General features: G+C 71.9%; 18 protein-coding genes. 11 read left to right on the top strand and 7 right to left on the bottom strand.

What is annotated here, in order from left to right:
* Positions 1-95: 95 nt before the first annotated feature.
* Entirely contained in the window at positions 96-968 is an 873-nt protein-coding gene (gene miaA / locus PKD06_RS07985) for a tRNA (adenosine(37)-N6)-dimethylallyltransferase MiaA (RefSeq protein WP_324379289.1), read from the bottom strand.
* 30 nt (positions 969-998) lie between these two features.
* Between miaA and serB the strand changes: the two genes are divergently transcribed.
* Entirely contained in the window at positions 999-1,889 is an 891-nt protein-coding gene (gene serB, locus PKD06_RS07980; protein WP_324379288.1) for a phosphoserine phosphatase SerB, read from the top strand.
* A 41-nt stretch (positions 1,890-1,930) separates the two neighbouring features.
* On the opposite strand, the gene PKD06_RS07975 is transcribed toward serB, so the two are convergent.
* Both PKD06_RS07975 and PKD06_RS07970 read right to left on the bottom strand, forming a co-directional pair.
* On the bottom strand, positions 1,931-2,104 hold the full coding sequence (locus PKD06_RS07975) for a hypothetical protein (RefSeq protein WP_324379287.1): 174 nt from the start codon (positions 2,102-2,104) through the stop codon (positions 1,931-1,933).
* Positions 2,105-2,242: 138 nt separating this feature from the next.
* The gene (locus PKD06_RS07970; protein ID WP_324379286.1) at positions 2,243-2,674 is read right to left on the bottom strand and encodes a nucleoside deaminase; all 432 of its coding nucleotides are present in this window, start codon (positions 2,672-2,674) and stop codon (positions 2,243-2,245) included.
* A gap of 79 nt (positions 2,675-2,753) precedes the next feature.
* Between PKD06_RS07970 and PKD06_RS07965 the strand changes: the two genes are divergently transcribed.
* The 8 genes from PKD06_RS07965 to PKD06_RS07930 all read left to right on the top strand — a co-directional run bounded on the left by PKD06_RS07965 (position 2,754) and on the right by PKD06_RS07930 (position 9,955).
* Positions 2,754-4,343 carry a pseudouridine synthase gene (locus PKD06_RS07965; RefSeq protein WP_324379294.1) on the top strand — a complete coding sequence of 530 codons (1,590 nt, stop codon included), beginning with the start codon at positions 2,754-2,756 and terminating at the stop codon, positions 4,341-4,343.
* Positions 4,344-4,351: 8 nt separating this feature from the next.
* Positions 4,352-4,927 carry a 16S rRNA (guanine(966)-N(2))-methyltransferase RsmD gene (gene rsmD, locus PKD06_RS07960; RefSeq protein WP_324379285.1) on the top strand — a complete coding sequence of 192 codons (576 nt, stop codon included), beginning with the start codon at positions 4,352-4,354 and terminating at the stop codon, positions 4,925-4,927.
* Between the two features lie 104 nt (positions 4,928-5,031).
* Positions 5,032-5,484 (top strand): hypothetical protein, encoded by a 453-nt coding sequence (locus PKD06_RS07955; RefSeq protein ID WP_324379284.1) that lies wholly within the window; start codon positions 5,032-5,034, stop codon positions 5,482-5,484.
* Between the two features lie 75 nt (positions 5,485-5,559).
* Positions 5,560-6,180: a ParB-like protein gene (locus PKD06_RS07950; protein WP_324379283.1), complete on the top strand. Its 621-nt coding sequence runs from the start codon at positions 5,560-5,562 to the stop codon at positions 6,178-6,180.
* Positions 6,181-6,210: 30 nt separating this feature from the next.
* Positions 6,211-6,849, top strand: a complete 639-nt coding sequence (locus PKD06_RS07945) for an MBL fold metallo-hydrolase (RefSeq protein ID WP_324379282.1) — start codon at positions 6,211-6,213, stop codon at positions 6,847-6,849.
* Position 6,850: 1 nt separating this feature from the next.
* Entirely contained in the window at positions 6,851-7,984 is a 1,134-nt protein-coding gene (locus PKD06_RS07940) for a glycosyltransferase (protein ID WP_324379281.1), read from the top strand.
* Entirely contained in the window at positions 7,981-8,625 is a 645-nt protein-coding gene (locus PKD06_RS07935; protein WP_324379280.1) for a 50S ribosomal protein L11 methyltransferase, read from the top strand. The genes PKD06_RS07940 and PKD06_RS07935 overlap by 4 nt, the downstream gene beginning before the upstream one ends.
* 46 nt (positions 8,626-8,671) lie before the next feature.
* Positions 8,672-9,955 (top strand): FAD-dependent oxidoreductase, encoded by a 1,284-nt coding sequence (locus tag PKD06_RS07930; RefSeq protein WP_324379279.1) that lies wholly within the window; start codon positions 8,672-8,674, stop codon positions 9,953-9,955.
* Positions 9,956-9,965: 10 nt separating this feature from the next.
* Here the strand turns inward: PKD06_RS07930 and PKD06_RS07925 are convergent, their stop codons facing one another.
* Together PKD06_RS07925 and PKD06_RS07920 are read right to left on the bottom strand one after the other, a co-directional pair.
* A complete protein-coding gene (locus tag PKD06_RS07925; protein WP_324379278.1) occupies positions 9,966-10,979 on the bottom strand; it encodes an LLM class flavin-dependent oxidoreductase in 1,014 nt (337 codons plus the stop codon).
* Between the two features lie 120 nt (positions 10,980-11,099).
* Positions 11,100-11,594, bottom strand: a complete 495-nt coding sequence (locus tag PKD06_RS07920; RefSeq protein ID WP_324379277.1) for a MucR family transcriptional regulator — start codon at positions 11,592-11,594, stop codon at positions 11,100-11,102.
* A gap of 257 nt (positions 11,595-11,851) precedes the next feature.
* Between PKD06_RS07920 and PKD06_RS07915 the strand changes: the two genes are divergently transcribed.
* Both PKD06_RS07915 and PKD06_RS07910 read left to right on the top strand, forming a co-directional pair.
* Positions 11,852-12,793 carry a 3-hydroxyacyl-CoA dehydrogenase NAD-binding domain-containing protein gene (locus PKD06_RS07915; RefSeq protein ID WP_324379276.1) on the top strand — a complete coding sequence of 314 codons (942 nt, stop codon included), beginning with the start codon at positions 11,852-11,854 and terminating at the stop codon, positions 12,791-12,793.
* A gap of 62 nt (positions 12,794-12,855) precedes the next feature.
* The gene (locus PKD06_RS07910; protein ID WP_324379275.1) at positions 12,856-13,059 is read left to right on the top strand and encodes a hypothetical protein; all 204 of its coding nucleotides are present in this window, start codon (positions 12,856-12,858) and stop codon (positions 13,057-13,059) included.
* A 16-nt stretch (positions 13,060-13,075) separates the two neighbouring features.
* Here the strand turns inward: PKD06_RS07910 and glcF are convergent, their stop codons facing one another.
* Complete coding sequence (gene glcF, locus PKD06_RS07905) at positions 13,076-14,428, bottom strand: glycolate oxidase subunit GlcF (protein ID WP_324379274.1); 1,353 nt, start codon at positions 14,426-14,428, stop codon at positions 13,076-13,078.
* A gap of 58 nt (positions 14,429-14,486) precedes the next feature.
* The coding region (locus tag PKD06_RS07900) for an acyltransferase family protein (protein WP_324379273.1) at positions 14,487-15,165 on the bottom strand (679 nt) is incomplete at its 5' end.

The raw sequence follows: 15,165 nt of genomic DNA, 5'->3' as shown, positions 1-15,165 counted from the left end.
ACCCGTCGCGAGCCCGACGATCCCGCCACCCACCACGCAATAATCGTAGATCATGTGCCCCGTTCCCCGTTGTCTCCTTATGGCAGGATTCCGGGTCAGGCCGCCACAATCTCCCAGCCCTCCATCTGGTGGCGGAACCAGGTGATCTGGCGCTTGGCATAGGCGCGGGTATCGGCCTGGCCTCTCTCGATCGCCTCGGCCAGCGTCGCCTCGCCGCGCAGATGGGCGAGGAGGCCGGGGACGCCGTGGGCGCGCATGATCGGAAGGTCGCGCGCGAGGCCGCGTTCGGCGAGGGCGCGGACCTCCTCCAGGGCGCCGGCCTCGATCATCTGCTCGAAGCGCCGGTCGATGCGCGCGCGCAAGACGGTCCGCTCCTGCGGCATCAGGTAGAGGCCGCGCCAGGGCCGGCCGGCCAGGGGACCGGGGATGCGCGCGCCCTGGAAGGCGCCGATCGGCCTGCCGGTCGCGGCATGGATCTCGAGCGCGCGCAGGATGCGCTGGCGGTCGCCGGGCCGGAGCCGCGCGGCGCCTTCGGGATCGCGGAGCGCGAGTTCGGCGTGGAGGTCCGGCGCCGGCCGGCCCTCGGCCCCGGCGCGAATCCGCGCGCGCACCTCCTCCGGCACGGGCGGCAGGGCCGAAAGGCCCTCGGTGAGCGCCTTGAAATAAAGGCCCGTGCCGCCGCAGAAGATGGGCAGGGCCCCTGGCGGCAATTCCGCGAGGAGCCGCCCTGCATCCTCGACATAGCGGCCGGCGGAATAGTTCACGGCCCCGTCCACATGGCCGTAGAGCCGATGCGGGGCGGCTGCCTCCTCCTCGTGGGAGGGGCGGGCCGAGAGGAGACGCAGGTCGCGGTAGACCTGCATCGAATCGGCATTGATCACGACGCCGCCCCGCTCCCGCGCGAGCCGCAGCGCCAGCGCCGACTTGCCCGAGGCGGTCGGCCCTGCAATGAGGATCGCCTGCTCCACGACAACTCCCAGACCGAAGATCGCCCGACCTTGGCAAGCCCGTCCCTCATCGCGACCCTGATTGCAAATCCCGCGCGCCCCGCCCTCACCGAAGAGGCGCTGCGTTGCGCCTCCTCGGTGCTCGCGGGCGCATCCGTGCGCCTCCTGGCCGAGGGCGTCGCGGCCGAATTCGACGCCGGGGGCGATGCGGCGGCGGTCGAGGCGCGCCTGCGCGAGGCGCTCGGGGGGCTCGCGCTCGACGTCGCGGTGCTGCCCGCCCCGGCGAGGCGCAAGCGCCTGTTCCTGGCCGACATGGATTCGACCATGATCGACCAGGAATGCATCGACGAGCTGGCCGATTTCGTCGGGCTGAAGCCGCAGGTCGCCGCCGTCACCGAGCGGGCGATGCGGGGCGAGATCGCCTTCGAGCCGGCCCTGCGCGAGCGCGTGGCCCTGTTGCGCGGGCTGCCGCTGGACATCGTCGGCAAGATCATCGCCGAGCGGATCACGCTGACGCCGGGCGGGCGCGAATTGGTCCGCACGATGCGGCGGGACGGGGCCTATGCCTGCCTCGTCTCGGGAGGCTTCACGCTGTTCACCGGGCCTGTCGCGGCCATGATCGGCTTCCAGGAGAACCGCGCCAACCGGCTTCTGACGGAGGGCGATGCGCTGGCCGGCGCGGTGGCCGAGCCGATCCTCGGCAAGGAGGCCAAGCGGGACACTTTACGCGAGTTGCGTGGGAAGCTCGCCCTCGCTCCCGAGGATGTCCTGGCGGTGGGCGACGGGGCCAACGACCTCGCCATGCTGGGGGAAGCCGGCCTCGGCGTCGCCTATCACGCCAAGCCCGCCGTCGCCGCGGCGGCGCGCGTGCGCATCGACCACGGCGACCTCACGGCCTTGCTCTATCTCCAGGGATATCGGCGCGAGGAATTTGCTGCCTAGGAGACCTTCGATGGCTGGAGGGGACGCCCCAGCCATAGGGTTCAAATGCGATGGCCGCGGGCGCGGGCCGGGCGCTTGCCGCCGGGCCGGTCGAAGATCAGCGTCAGGACGGCGACGAGGACGAGACGGCTCCAGGCGGGACGGCGGGCGATCCGGGCCAGGGCCGCGAAAACGATGACGAAGAGCGCGAAGGTGAAGAGGATGAGGCTCGACATGGGACGTCTCCCCCTTTGTCCGTTGGTCGCCTCCGGCAGCCTTCTGGTTCATGGCGGGCCGCTTCTGTCCCAGGATCGCACCCGGCTGTTAGGCGAGCGTTAACGGGCGAGGACGGCGCTGCATCCCGCGTGCCGGAGTTAGGGGCGTATACCTGCAAAGAACTCCCGCAGCAGGGCGGCGGCTTCCGACTCGCGGATGCCGCCATAGACCTCCGGGACATGGTGGCAGGTCGGCTGCCCGAAGAAGCGCGGACCGTGCTCGACGGCGCCGCCCTTGGGGTCGGGCGCGGCGAAATAGAGACGGCGGATGCGGGCATGTGCAATGGCTCCCGCGCACATCGCGCAGGGCTCGAGCGTCACGTAGAGATCGCAGCCGGCGAGGCGGTCGTCCCCGAGCGCGCGGGCGGCGGCGCGCAGGGCGACCATCTCGGCATGGGCGGTGGGATCGCTGTCGCGCCGCGTCGCGTTCCCCGCCGCGGCGACGACGGCCCCGTCCCGCACGACGGCGGCGCCCACGGGAACCTCCCCGGCGGCGCCGGCGGCCCGCGCCTCGGCGAAGGCCCGCTCCATCGGGTCGATCCTCGGCTTGCGGTTCCTTGCGACGGCCAATGCGCTCGCCCTCCATGGTCTGCTCTGCTATCAGCAGGCCATGACCGACACCAACGACGATGACCGGCGGCCGGGCCGCGGCGGCCGGCGCGCGCCTCCCGGACGGGGCCCAGGGGGCGAGGGCTTCCTGACACGGAGGCCGGAACAGCGTGCCAAGCCCCGCCCCGCCCCGGGGCGCACGGAGCGTCCTGCACGGCAGGAACGTCCTGTACGACAGGAACGCCCTGCACGACAGGAGCGTGCCGAGGAGCCGGAGGCGGCCCCGGCCGAGGAGCGGATCGCCAAGGTGATCGCGCGCGCGGGCCTTGCCTCGCGCCGGGATGCCGAGGCCATGATCGAGGCCGGCCGCGTCAGCCTCAACGGCGAGACCGTGACCTCTCCGGCCCTCAATGTCGGGCCGGAAGACCGCATCGCCGTGGACGGCGAGCCGCTGCCCTCGCGCGAGCGCACGCGGCTGTGGCTGTTCCACAAGCCGCGCGGCCTTGTGACGACCTTCCGCGATCCCGAGGGGCGGCCGACCGTGTTCGATTCGCTGCCCGAGGACATGCCGCGCGTCGTCGCCATCGGCCGGCTCGACATCAATACCGAGGGCCTCCTGCTCCTGACCAACGACGGCGGCCTCGCCAAGGTGATCGCGCAGCCGGCGACGGGCTGGACGCGGCGCTACCGGGCGCGGGCCCACGGCGCGGAGGTGACCCAGGCCCAGCTCGACAGGCTGCGCGGCGGCATCACCGTCGACGGCATGGAATACGGCGCGGTCGAGGCCACGCTCGACCGCGTCCAAGGAGACAATGCCTGGTTGTCCATCGCGCTGCGCGAGGGCAAGAACCGCGAGGTCAAGCGCATCCTGGAGCATCTGGGCCTCCAGGTGAATCGCCTCATCCGGCTGTCCTTCGGGCCCTTCCAGCTCGGCGAGATCGAGCCGGGCCTCGTCGAGGAGGTGCGGACCAAGGTCCTCAAGGAGCAGCTCGGCGAGGCGCTGGCCGCCGAGGCGGGGGCGGATTTCGCGAGCCCGGTCAGGATGCCCATCGCGCCCTTCGGGCGGGAGCCGAAGCTGCCGGCCCGCATGCCGCGCCCGCGCCGGGCCGGCGAGGAACGCGGCCGGGATTTCGGCGCGCGCGCGGATTTCCGGCGTGGCCGGGAGATGCCGGAACCTGCGCAGGATCGCCGCAAGCCGCGCGAGGAGCGTCCCCGCGACCTCGTCTGGCGGGCCGACGAGGAGACGCGCCCGCCCCGGCCCCCGCGCCGCGAGCGGCGGGAGGACCCCAAGAGCGAGCGCCTCGCTTCCGCCGCCCGGCCGCGCAGCCGCGGCAAGCCGATCGAGGCCGGCGAGGGGAGGCGGGTTCTCGTCGAGCGGCTGAAGCCCGTCCCCGAGGAGAGGCCGGCCCGCCATCGCCGCGACCATGCGGGATGGCGAGAGACGGCCGAGGGGCCGCCGGGCCGGGCGCCGCGCGGCGCCTCCTTCGGCAAGCGCGGTCCGGGCGGTCCCCCTGGCCGGGGCGAGGCGCCCCGCGGGGGCGGCGCGCCCCGGGGAGGCGGCGCGCCTCGCGGAGGCAAGCCGGGCCGCTTCGGCGGCTCCCCAGGCGGCAAGCCGCATCGCGGCGGCGGCCCGAAAGGACGCGGGGCCTAGGCGTCGTCATGAGAATCGTCGGCGGCCGCTGGCGCGGGCGGCCGCTCGCAGCGCCGGCTGCGCAGGGGCGCGATTCGGCGATTCGCCCGACGTCCGACCGCCTGCGCGAGACGCTCTTCAACGTGCTGGCCCATGCCTATGAGGACCCGCTCGCGGGCGCGCGGGTCCTCGACCTTTATGCCGGGACCGGGGCGCTGGGCTTCGAGGCTCTGTCCCGGGGCGCGTGCTTCGCGACCTTTGTCGATGACGGCGCGGAGGCGCGTGGACTCATCCGCCGGAATATCGAGAGCCTCGGCGCGGGGGGGATCTCGCGCCTGTTTCGGCGCGACGCGACGAGGATGGGGCCGGCCGCCCCGAACGCGCCCGCATCGCTCGTCTTCTGCGACCCTCCCTATGGCCGCGATCTGGCGGGACCCGCCCTGTCCTCCTGCGCGGCGGGAGGCTGGCTCGCGCCCGGGGCGCTGGTCGTGGTCGAGGAGGCGGCGCAGAGCGCCTTCGCGCTGCCGGAGGGATTCGTCGAGGCCGAGCGGCGGCTCCAGGGCGAGACGGAGATCGTGATCGGACGCTTCGCCCGCGAGGCTTGAGAGGGACGGCGCGGATGGCGCGGGCGTCCCGATGGCCCTATGGGGCGGGGCGTCATCGTGGCGCCGCTTTTGGCCACGAAGCCGTTCCATCCGTCACGGAGATCATGATGCGCCTTCTTCTTTCCCTCTCGCTGCTCCTGCCTCTCGCCTTTGCCGGCGCCGCCGAGGCGCAGCAGCGCAAGGGGGCTCCCGCCAAGCCGGCCGCGGCCGCCCCCGAGCCCGTCCAGATCTTCCCCTGCCGGACGGCCGAGGAGATCTGCCATCTCGGCGTCGTCGTGGGCTCGCAGGTCGCGATCCTCTACAGCAACGCGCCCGCCGCGCAGGGCGCCGATCCGACGCCGGTCGACGTGACCGGCCCCGACGGGCAGAAGATCGACCTGTCCAAGAATGCCGGACGCGTCGTGATGCTGACCGGCGATTTCGATCCGAAGACCGGCATCGGCAAGGCCGAGGTCGTCGAGGTCGCGAGCCCTCTCGCCTCGCTTGCCGTCAAGGCCCAGCTCGCCGCCGGCGAGGAGCCTGCGGCTCCGCCCGCCAAGGGTGGCAAGCGGCGCTGAAGGCACGGCGAGCGTTGTCACGGGCCGGTCGCATCCGGCCCGGATCCTCGTCCTTTCGCTGGAGAGACCTGTCCGATGAGTCTGCGCGAGCCCGTCCTGCACTCGGTGCCGATCGAGGAGCTTCGCCCGACCCAGATGACGGTCGGCTATCGAGAGGTCGAGGAGAAGCGCCGCCGCTGGCGCGAGCAGGAGGAGGAGGACCAGGGGAACTTCCTCGGCAAGCACATGATCCCCGTCCTGCTGGGGCCGAAGGGCCGGCGCTACATCATCGACCACCACCATCTGGCCATGGCCCTCCTCCTGGAGGGGGTGAAGCACGTGTCGACGAACGTGGTCGCGGATCTGCGCCATCTCGACAAGGATGCCTTCTGGATCGTGACCGACCACCGGGGCTGGGCACATCCCTATGATGCGACGGGTGTGCGCCGTTCGATCGACGACATCCCGAAGCGGGTCTCCGATCTCGCCGACGATCCGTTCCGCAGCCTCGCCGGGGAGCTGAGGCGGGCCGGCGGTTTCGCCAAGGACACGACGCCCTTCAGCGAGTTCCTGTGGGCGGATTTCATGCGGCGCCGCCTGTCGCGCAAGCTCGTCGAGAAGGATTTCACCGGCGCCATGCGTCAGGCGCTCGCCCTCGCCAAGGGCGACGAAGCCGTGTACCTGCCCGGCTGGTGCGGGCCCCATCAGGATACCTGACGGAGCCGCCCCGGCTTCAGCGAGCGTGCCATGCCCGATATCCAGATCCAGGTCGTGCCGGTCACGTCCTTCCAGCAGAATTGCTCGCTCATCTGGTCGCAGGCGACGAAGCACGGCGTCGTCGTCGATCCCGGCGGCGACGTGGCCGCGATTCGCGAGGCGATCGAGAGGGCCGGGATCACCGTCGATTTCATCCTCCTGACCCATGGCCATATCGACCATGCGGGGGGCGCGGCCGAACTGGCCGAGGCGTTGGGCGTCGAGGTCGTCGGCCCTCACGAGGCGGACAAGCCCCTGCTCGAACGCCTCGACATCCAGGGCGCCCAATACGGGCTCGACGGCACGCGGAACGTGACGCCCAACCGCTATCTGAAGGAGGGCGACACGATCGAGATCGCGGGCGTGCCCTTCGAGGTGCTGCATTGCCCCGGCCATTCGCCGGGAAGCGTCGTGCTCTTCGCGCCCTCGCTCCGCTTCGCCTTCATGGGCGACGTGCTGTTCCAGGGCTCGGTCGGGCGCACGGACCTTCCCGGCGGCAGCCACGAGCAGCTCATCGGGGGCATCAAGGCCAAGATCCTGCCCCTCGGAGACGACGTCTCCTTCCTGCCGGGCCACGGGCCGGGCTCGACGATCGGCCGGGAGAAGGCGACGAATCCCTTCATCCGCTAGCATGGGTGCCCGCCTCGCCTTCGTGGTCACGGAGGACTGGTTCTACGCGTCCCATTTCCTGCCCATGGCGCGCGCCGCGCGCGAGATGGGGCTCGAGGTCGACGTGGTCACGCGCGTGCGCGACCACGCGGCTCTCATCGAGGAGACGGGCGCGACGGTCGTGCCGCTCGAGGCGGAACGGCGCAGCCTCAATCCGCTCGCGGCAGGCGACGCGGCGGGGCGCCTCGCCGCCATCCTGAAGGCGCGCCGGCCCGACATCGTCCATTGCATCGCCTTGCGCTCGATCCTCGTCGGCGGGGCGGCGGCGGCGATGGCGCGGATCGACCGGCGCGTCTATGCGCTGACGGGGCTCGGCTATCTCGGCGCGCGGCCCGATCTCGTCGGGCGGGGGGCGCGGCTCGCCATCCGCAGTCTCCTGCGCGGCCCGCTCCAGAGCGCCGGGACGCGCTTCCTGTTCGAGAACGAGGATGATCCGCGCCTTCTCGGCCTCGATCCGGCGAACCGGCGGCGGGTCTGGCTCGTCGGGGGGGCGGGGATCGATCCCGGCCATTTCGCCCCCGCGCCCCTGCCGCCCCCGCCCCTGCGGGTCGCGATCGTCGCGCGCATGCTCTGGTCCAAGGGCATCGATACCGCCGTCGAGGCGGTGCGGCGCGCGCGGGCCGGGGGGGCGGAGGTGGAACTGTCGCTCTACGGCTCGCCCGATCCCTCCAATCCGCGCGCGCTCTCGCGGGAGCAGCTCGAATCCTGGTCGCGCGAGCCCGGCATCGCCTGGCACGGCCCGACGCGGGATGCCGCCGCCGTCTGGCGCGCGCATCATGTCTGCTGCCTGCCCTCGCGGGGCGGGGAGGGCCTGCCGCGCACGCTGCTCGAAGGGGCGGCGTGCGGGCGCGCCGTGGTGACGACCGACGTTCCGGGCTGCCGCCGGCTGGTGCGCGACGGGCGGGAGGGCCGCCTCGTGCCCCCGGACGATCCGGCCGCCCTCGCCGCGGCTTTGGCCGGCCTCGCGGCCGATCCCGGCCTTGTCGCCCGGATGGGCGAGGCGGCCCGCGCGCGCGTCCTCGACGGCTTCACCGAGCGCGCGGTGATGGAGCAGGTGAAGGCGCTCTACCGCGACATGCTGGACAAGGCCCCGTGATCGGGGACCGGCGCGGCTTCATCCGCGCGCAGACCCGGCTGCGCACCGCGCCGCACGTGCCCGAGATCAGGCTCCATCTCGCCGACGAGGCCATGGATCTGTGGGAGAAGACCGAGGAGGAACTGGGCGAGATGGGATTGCCGCCGCCCTTCTGGGCCTTCGCCTGGGCGGGCGGGCAGGCGCTGGCGCGCTATGTGCTGGACCATCGCGAGATCGTCGCCGGCCGCGCCGTGCTCGACGTCGCCTCCGGCTCGGGGCTCGTCGCGATCGCGGCGGCCCTGGGGGGCGCGGCGCGGGTCGAGGCGTCCGATATCGACGCCTTCGCGGCGGAGGCCGTCGCCCTGAACGCGGCGGCGAACGGCGTCGCGGTCGCGCCGCGACTCGGCGATCTCGTCGGGCGCGACGAGGGCTGGGAGGTCGTGCTGGCGGGCGACATCTTCTACGACCGGGACATCGCCGGCGCGATGGAATCCTGGCTGCGCGCGCTGGAGAAGCGGGGGGCGCGGATCCTGATCGGCGATCCCGGTGGCTCCTCCCTGCCGCAGGACCGCCTCGTCGAGGTCGCCGCCTACAGCGTGCCGGTCACGCGGGCGCTGGAGGATGCGGAGGTCAAGCACGCCAAGGTCTGGCGGCTCGGGTGAGGCCGGAAAGGCCGGCGATCCTCCCGGCGAATGCGCTTTTCATGATATGGCTTGGCGTCTCGGAATGGTCGAGGGGCGGGGCGTGAGCGGCGGGACCGGCATCGTGATCCTCGGGGCGGGGCAGGGCGGGCTTCAGGTCGCGACCTCGCTGCGCGACGACGGCTATCGCGGAGCGATCCGGCTCGTCGGCGAGGAGCCGGGCCTGCCCTACCAGCGGCCGCCTTTGTCGAAAGCCTATCTCGCGGGCAAGGTCCATGAAGGCGGCCTGGACCTGCGCACGGAGGATTTCTTCCGCGAGCGGGAGATCGAGCTTCTGGCGCCCGAGCGTGCGCTCCGGATCGACCGGGGGACCCGGACGGTCGGGCTCGCATCGGGGGCTGTGCTGTCCTACGACCGTCTCGTGCTGGCGACGGGCTCCCGAAACCGCCTGCTGACGGTGCCGGGTGCGACGCTGGACGGCGTCTTCTACCTGCGCCTGCGCACGGAGGCCGACCTGATTCGCGCTCGCCTCGCGCAGGCGCGGCGCATCGTCGTGGTCGGGGCGGGGTTCATCGGGCTCGAATTCGCCTCCCTCGCCGCCTCCCTCGGCATCGAGGTGACGGTCGTCGAGGCCGCGAGCCGGCCGATGGCGCGCTCGCTGTCGGTGCCGATGTCGGATTATCTCCGGCAGGCTCACGAGGCGGCGGGACTGCGCTTCCTGTTCGAGACGGCGGTGACGGGCGTCACCGGGGAGGGCGGCCGGGCGAGCGGGGTCGTGACGGCGGACGGCGCGCATCTTCCGGCCGATCTCGTCCTGGTCGGAATCGGGGTCGTGCCGAATGTCGAGCTTGCCGCCGAGGCGGGACTCGCCGTCGAGAACGGCATCCGGGTCGACGAATATCTGGCGACAGGGGATGAGGCGATCTCGGCGATCGGCGATTGCGCGAGCTATCCGAGCGCCTTTGCGGGAGGCCGGAGGATCCGGCTCGAATCGGTGCAGAACGCCGTCGACCAGGCCCGCTGCCTCGCCGCGCGGCTCGCCGGACGGCCGGCTGCCTATGACGCGGTCCCGTGGTTCTGGAGCGACCAGGGCCGGATGAAGCTCCAGATAGCCGGCCTGACCGCGGGACATGACGAGGCCGTGCCGCGGGGCGATCCAGGCCGCGGGGCCTTCTCGGTCTTCTGCTATGGCGGGGGGAGGCTGCTCGGGGTCGAATCGGTCAACAGGCCGGCCGACCACATGATCGCGCGCCGCCTCATGGCGAGGGGGCTCGGCGTCACGCCCGCCGAAGCGGCCGATCTCGGCCTCGACCTCAAGGCCCGCGCCCACGCGCTCCTCGAGGGAGGATGACGGCGCGGCCCTATCCGGCGGGCTGCCGGGCCATGGCTGCGATCAGCCATTCGTAGGACCGGCGCCGCGCCTCCTGGTCCCAGATGGCGGAGGTGACCATCACCTCGTCCGCCCGCGTCGAGCGGGCGAAGGCGGCGAGCTGCGCCGCGACCGCGTCCGGCTCCCCGACGAAGAAGCGTTCGCGGTTGCGGCGGATCGAGGCGCGCTCCGCATCGCTGTAGGGATAGGCGGTGGCCTCCTCGGGGCTCGGCAGGGGTCCGAATTCGCCCCGGTCCCGGCGCAGGCGATGCAGGTCGTGGCTGGAGGCCAGCCGTTCCGCCTCCTCCTGCGTCTCGGCCGCGGCGGCCGCGACGGCCAGGATCGCATAGGGCGCGGGGAGCCGTGGGGAAGGCTGGAACTCCGCCTTGTAGGCCAGCATGGCGTCATGCGCGTCGTGCTGCGCGAAATGATGGGCGAAGGCGAAGCCGACCCCGATCCGCGCCGCGAGCCGGGCGGAATAGCCCGAGGAGCCGAGCAGCCAGATGGGCGGCAGCGCGACGTCGGACGGCATGGCCACGACGCGCCGGAAGGGATGCCCTTCCGGGAAGCCGCCGCTCTCCCACAGGAGCAGTTCCTGCAATTTTTCCAGGAAGTCGTCGCCCTCGCGGCTCTCCTGGTGCCGGCGAAGCGCGAAGGCCGTCACGCCGTCCGTTCCGGGCGCCCGGCCGAGGCCGAGATCGATCCGGCCCGGAAACAGCCCCTCCAGCATGCGGAAGCGCTCGGCCACCATGAGGGGCGGATGGTTCGGCAGCATCACGCCGCCGGCGCCCACGCGGATGCGCGCCGTGGCGGCGGCGATCTGCCCGATCATGATCTCGGGCGCCGGGCTTGCGACGGAGGGAAGGTTGTGGTGCTCGGCGAGCCAGTAGCGCGCATATCCGGCCGCATCGCAGGCGCGGGCGAGACGGATCGTGTCGTGAAGAGCCTCGCTCGGGCGATGTCCCGAGCGGACGAAGGAGAGATCGAGACAGGAAAGCGGAAGCATTCGCCCCAGATGGGCGCCCGCCTTCCGAATGTCGAGCCGCCTCGCTCAGGCGAGGTCCCGCTCCGTCTCCGCCGGGCCGGGCTTTCCGGGGGGCGGACGGGCGCCCCCCGGGAAGGGTCGTCAGGCGGCTTCGCCGGCCTCGCTGCTGGCGGCCTTCGGCCGACCGCGCCGCTTCGGGGCGGGAGCCTCGACGGGCTTCTCCACCTTCTTGCGGCGCTGCTGGCCGAGGCCCAGCGCCTTGGCGAGTTCGGAGCGTTGCTTGGCATAGTTGGGCGCTACCATCGGGTAGTCCCGCGCCAGGCCCCATTTCTCGCGATATTCGGCCGGCGTCAGTCCGCGGCCGGACAAATGGCGCTTGAGCGACTTGTAGCGGCGGCCGTCTTCCAGGCTGATCAAATAATCGGGCGTGATCGTTTTCTTGATCGGCACGATCGGCGTCAGCCTTTCAGGCTCGGGAGCCTTCTTCTCGCCCAGGCTGCGCAGAGCGGAGTGGACCGTAGCGATGATCTCGGGCAGCTCGCTCGCGGTGAGCTTGTTGTTCGAGACGAAGGCGGAGACGATCTCGCTGGTCAGCTCGGCGAGTTCTTGGGTCGACGTGTCGGTGGATGGTTCCATGGTGATTCTTTCTCGGGTCGTCGGGACGACAATCCTTCAATGCACCGACCACCCAATAAAGCAAGTGACATTCGCAAGCAAATCACACCCATTGTCGCATAATGAAGCTTTCCGCCGCCCATCCGGTCCAGAATAGGACCCGCCGGTCGCGCGTCCTGCCGCTTGGCACGGCAGAAGAGGGCCCTAAGATGCCCCGTCGCGAAGAGAAGACACGGTCCGGGCCGTGAGAGCCGTGGCCGGATGGCGGGGAGGAGGCGATGGGACGTTGGATCGATCGGGTAGGCGTCGTCGGAACGGGGCTCATCGGCGCGAGCTGGGCCGCCTGCTTTCTGGCCCAGGGGCTCGATGTCGTCGCGACCGATCCCGCTCCGGGGGCGGAGGAGCGCCTGCGGCGGCAGGTGGACCGGGCCTGGCCCGTCCTCGCCGAGCTGGGCCTCGCCGCGGGCGCAAGCCCCGACCGCATCCGCTTCGAGCCGGATCTGGAGGCGGCCGTCGCCGAGGTCGATTTCGTGCAGGAGAGCGGGCCCGAGCGGGAAGAGGTCAAGCGGGAGACCTTCCGCCGCCTCGACGCGGCGACGGCGCCGGACGTTCTTCTCGCCTCCTCGACCTCGGGCCTGATGCCGAGCCTCTTCCAGGCCGGCTGCCGCCATCCGGGCCGCGTCCTCGTCGGCCATCCGTTCAATCCACCGCACCTGATCCCGCTGGTCGAGGTGGTCGGCGGCAGGGAAACCGCGCCGGAGGCGATCGAGGAGGCGATGGAGTTCTACGCCCGCATCGGCAAGCGCCCGATCCATATCCGCATGGAGCTGATCGGCCACGTCGCCAACCGCCTCCAGAACGCCCTCTACCGGGAAGCCTATCACCTGGTGAAGATCGGCGCGGTGTCGGTCTCGGAGGTCGATGCGGCGATCGCGCACGGGCCGGGCCTGCGCTGGGCGTTGATGGGGCCCTGCCTGCTCCAGCATCTCGGGGGAGGCGAGGGCGGGATCCGCCACGCCCTCGACCATCTGGGACCGTTCAAGGAGGCGGCATGGGCCGATCTCGGGACGCCGAAGCTGGACGAGGACCTGAAGGACAAGCTCGCCGCCGGCATGGACGAGGCCATGCGCGAGGTCGATCGGGAAGCGATGCTGCGCGAGCGCGACGCGCTGATGGTGGCGCTCCTGAAGGCCAAGGCGGCGGCGGGCCACCTGCCGTGAGGGCGGGGTGTTTTACGGCTCGTTAACGTTAATGCGCCATGGTCGGGCGAGGAGGCCGGTTCATGGCGTGCCCGAATCACGAGCCAGCGCGGCGGGATGCCGCGGATTTCGCGCCCGATTACGATCGGATCGCGCGCCGTATCGGCTTGAAGCTGCGCGAGATGTACGGCGCGCCCGAGGCCGCGCCGCTGCCGGCCGAGCATGTCGACCTCCTGCTGCGCCTCCACCAGAAGGAGCGCGAGCAGGCGAGACTGCGCTCGGCCTGAGGGCCGGCGGCGCGGGTTACTCCGCCGCTTGCAAAGGGGCGGGAGAGGAGGCGCGGGCCGCCGCGACGCCTTCCAGGGCGGGCGGCAGCGGGCCGCCGGTGGCCCAGTCCAGCAATTCGACCGTATGGACGATCGGGATCGAGGTCCCGTGCCCGATCTGGGTGATGCAGCCGATATTGCCGGCTGCGATCACATCGGGCTCCAGGCGCTCGATATTCGCCACCTTGCGCTCGCGCAGGCGCCCGGCGATCTCGGGCTGGAGAAGGTTGTAGGTTCCCGCCGAGCCGCAGCAGATATGCCCCTCCGGCACGTCCCGGACGAGGAAGCCCGCCCGCTTCAGCGCCGTCTTCGGCTCGGTCCTGACCTGCTGGCCGTGCTGAAGGGAGCAGGCCGAGTGATAGGCGACGACGAGGTCGCTCTCCTCGGCCGGGGGCGCGAGGTCCAGGGAGAGGACGTATTCGGTCACGTCCTTCGCGAGGCGCGAGACGGTGGCCGCCTTCTGCGCATAGGCCGGCTCGTCGCGGAACATGAAGCCGTAATCCTTGACCGTCGTGCCGCAGCCCGAGGCGGTCACGAGGATCGCGTCGAGTTCTCCTCTTTCGTGCTCCGCGAGCCAGGCGTCGATCGCCCGGCGGGCGAGGGCCTTGCTCTGCGTCTCGCGGCCCATGTGGTGGACGAGCGCGCCGCAGCAGCCTTCGTGCGCCTGCACGACCTCGACGCCGTGCCGGGTGAGGAGGCGGATCGCCGCCTCGTTGTAGCCGGGCGCCAGCACCGCTTGGGCGCAGCCCCGCAGCAGGGCGACGCGGCCCCGGCGCTCACCCTCGGCCGGGAAGGTGCCGGGACGGTCGCCGAAGGAGCGGTTCGGCGGCTTGCGGGGGGCGAGGTCGAGCATGGCGACGAGCCGGCTGCCGAGACGGGGCACGAGGGCGAGGGCAGGCTTCAGGGGCCGCGCGACCATCGCCGCGAGCATCGCGAGCCGGAAGCGATGCGGATAGGGCAGGGTGAGGGCGAGCAGGCCCCGGATCAGCCGGTCGTGAAGGGGCCTTCGATAGGTATGCTCGATATAGGCGCGGGCATGGTCGACGAGATGCATGTAATGCACCCCGGACGGGCAGGTCGTCATGCAGGAGAGGCAGGAGAGACAGCGGTCGACATGCTTGACCACTTCGGCGGAGGCGGGCTTTCCTCCCTCCAGCATGTCCTTGATCTGGTAGATGCGCCCGCGCGGCGAATCCAGCTCGTCGCCGAGGAGGAGATAGGTCGGGCAGGTCGCCGTGCAGAAGCCGCAATGGACGCAGGTCCGCAGGATTTTCTCCGAGGCGGCCATCTGCGGATCGGCGAGCTGGGCCGCCGTAAAATTGGTCTGCATCGCCCTTCCGTCCTGCCGGCCCGTCTCCCGCTGAATCGGGAGGGGGCGCTTTCGGGGATTATCCCGGATCGGCGCGCGCCGCGCCACCTCTCCTTCGCGCCGCGGGCGCGCGCTCCTCGGTCCGGCGCCGGACGAGCCGCGTCAGGGGTTTCTCCACGAGGCGGTAGGAGACGAGGGCGAGCGCGACGGTCGCGGCGAGGCCCGCGGCCGTGATCCCCACGCCCCCCAGGGCGAGGCCGAGGCCGAGCCCGTCGACCAGTCGCAGCGCCGCCCTGATCGCGAAGGGATGGAGCAGGTAGATGGCGTAGGAGGCGTCCCCGAGGCTCTCGCCGAAGCGGATCGGCCAGGGGGAGAGGGAGTGGGTGGGGGCTTGCCAGCGGTCCGTCTTGCGGCCGGCCGCGAGGCCGCAGCCCGCGACGAGGCAGGCCGCGGGGAGCGCGAAGAGGACGGCGGTGTTCTGCCCGGTCCTCGCCACGGCGTCGCCGCCGACGAGCCAGAACAGGCCGGCCCCGGCCGCCAGCAGCGCGAGGCGTGCGGGGAGCGGCAGCGTCAGCCCTTCGAGCCGCGCCGTGCCGAGCAGCATGCCGAGCACGAACTCGATCTGCATCGCGGAGGTCCAGAAGCCGAGCGGCTGGGGGAGCGCCGGGACGGCGAGCCCGAGCGCGATCAGCCCGATCAGCACCGCCATCAGCGGCAGCATGAAGGGCCAGGCAATCGCGTAGTCGCGCCCGAGCCAG

The organism is Enterovirga sp., assembly GCF_035325185.1.
Lineage (GTDB): Bacteria > Pseudomonadota > Alphaproteobacteria > Rhizobiales > Beijerinckiaceae > Enterovirga.
Note: the sequence above shows the minus strand (reverse complement) of the source record. Positions and strands in the feature narration are given on the sequence as shown.

What these genes read in the sequence shown, in the direction of transcription:
- PKD06_RS07915 (WP_324379276.1), top strand. Translation starts at nt 11,852, where the DNA reads ATGGGACGTTGGATCGATCGGGTAGGCGTCGTCGGAACGGGGCTCATC.
- PKD06_RS07920 (WP_324379277.1), bottom strand. Translation starts at nt 11,594, where the DNA reads ATGGAACCATCCACCGACACGTCGACCCAAGAACTCGCCGAGCTGACC.
- PKD06_RS07945 (WP_324379282.1), top strand. Translation starts at nt 6,211, where the DNA reads ATGCCCGATATCCAGATCCAGGTCGTGCCGGTCACGTCCTTCCAGCAG.
- PKD06_RS07975 (WP_324379287.1), bottom strand. Translation starts at nt 2,104, where the DNA reads ATGTCGAGCCTCATCCTCTTCACCTTCGCGCTCTTCGTCATCGTTTTC.
- PKD06_RS07930 (WP_324379279.1), top strand. Translation starts at nt 8,672, where the DNA reads ATGGCTTGGCGTCTCGGAATGGTCGAGGGGCGGGGCGTGAGCGGCGGG.
- rsmD (WP_324379285.1), top strand. Translation starts at nt 4,352, where the DNA reads ATGAGAATCGTCGGCGGCCGCTGGCGCGGGCGGCCGCTCGCAGCGCCG.
- PKD06_RS07925 (WP_324379278.1), bottom strand. Translation starts at nt 10,979, where the DNA reads ATGCTTCCGCTTTCCTGTCTCGATCTCTCCTTCGTCCGCTCGGGACAT.
- PKD06_RS07950 (WP_324379283.1), top strand. Translation starts at nt 5,560, where the DNA reads ATGAGTCTGCGCGAGCCCGTCCTGCACTCGGTGCCGATCGAGGAGCTT.
- PKD06_RS07965 (WP_324379294.1), top strand. Translation starts at nt 2,754, where the DNA reads ATGACCGACACCAACGACGATGACCGGCGGCCGGGCCGCGGCGGCCGG.
- PKD06_RS07970 (WP_324379286.1), bottom strand. Translation starts at nt 2,674, where the DNA reads ATGGAGCGGGCCTTCGCCGAGGCGCGGGCCGCCGGCGCCGCCGGGGAG.
- PKD06_RS07910 (WP_324379275.1), top strand. Translation starts at nt 12,856, where the DNA reads ATGGCGTGCCCGAATCACGAGCCAGCGCGGCGGGATGCCGCGGATTTC.
- glcF (WP_324379274.1), bottom strand. Translation starts at nt 14,428, where the DNA reads ATGCAGACCAATTTTACGGCGGCCCAGCTCGCCGATCCGCAGATGGCC.
- PKD06_RS07955 (WP_324379284.1), top strand. Translation starts at nt 5,032, where the DNA reads ATGATGCGCCTTCTTCTTTCCCTCTCGCTGCTCCTGCCTCTCGCCTTT.
- PKD06_RS07940 (WP_324379281.1), top strand. Translation starts at nt 6,851, where the DNA reads ATGGGTGCCCGCCTCGCCTTCGTGGTCACGGAGGACTGGTTCTACGCG.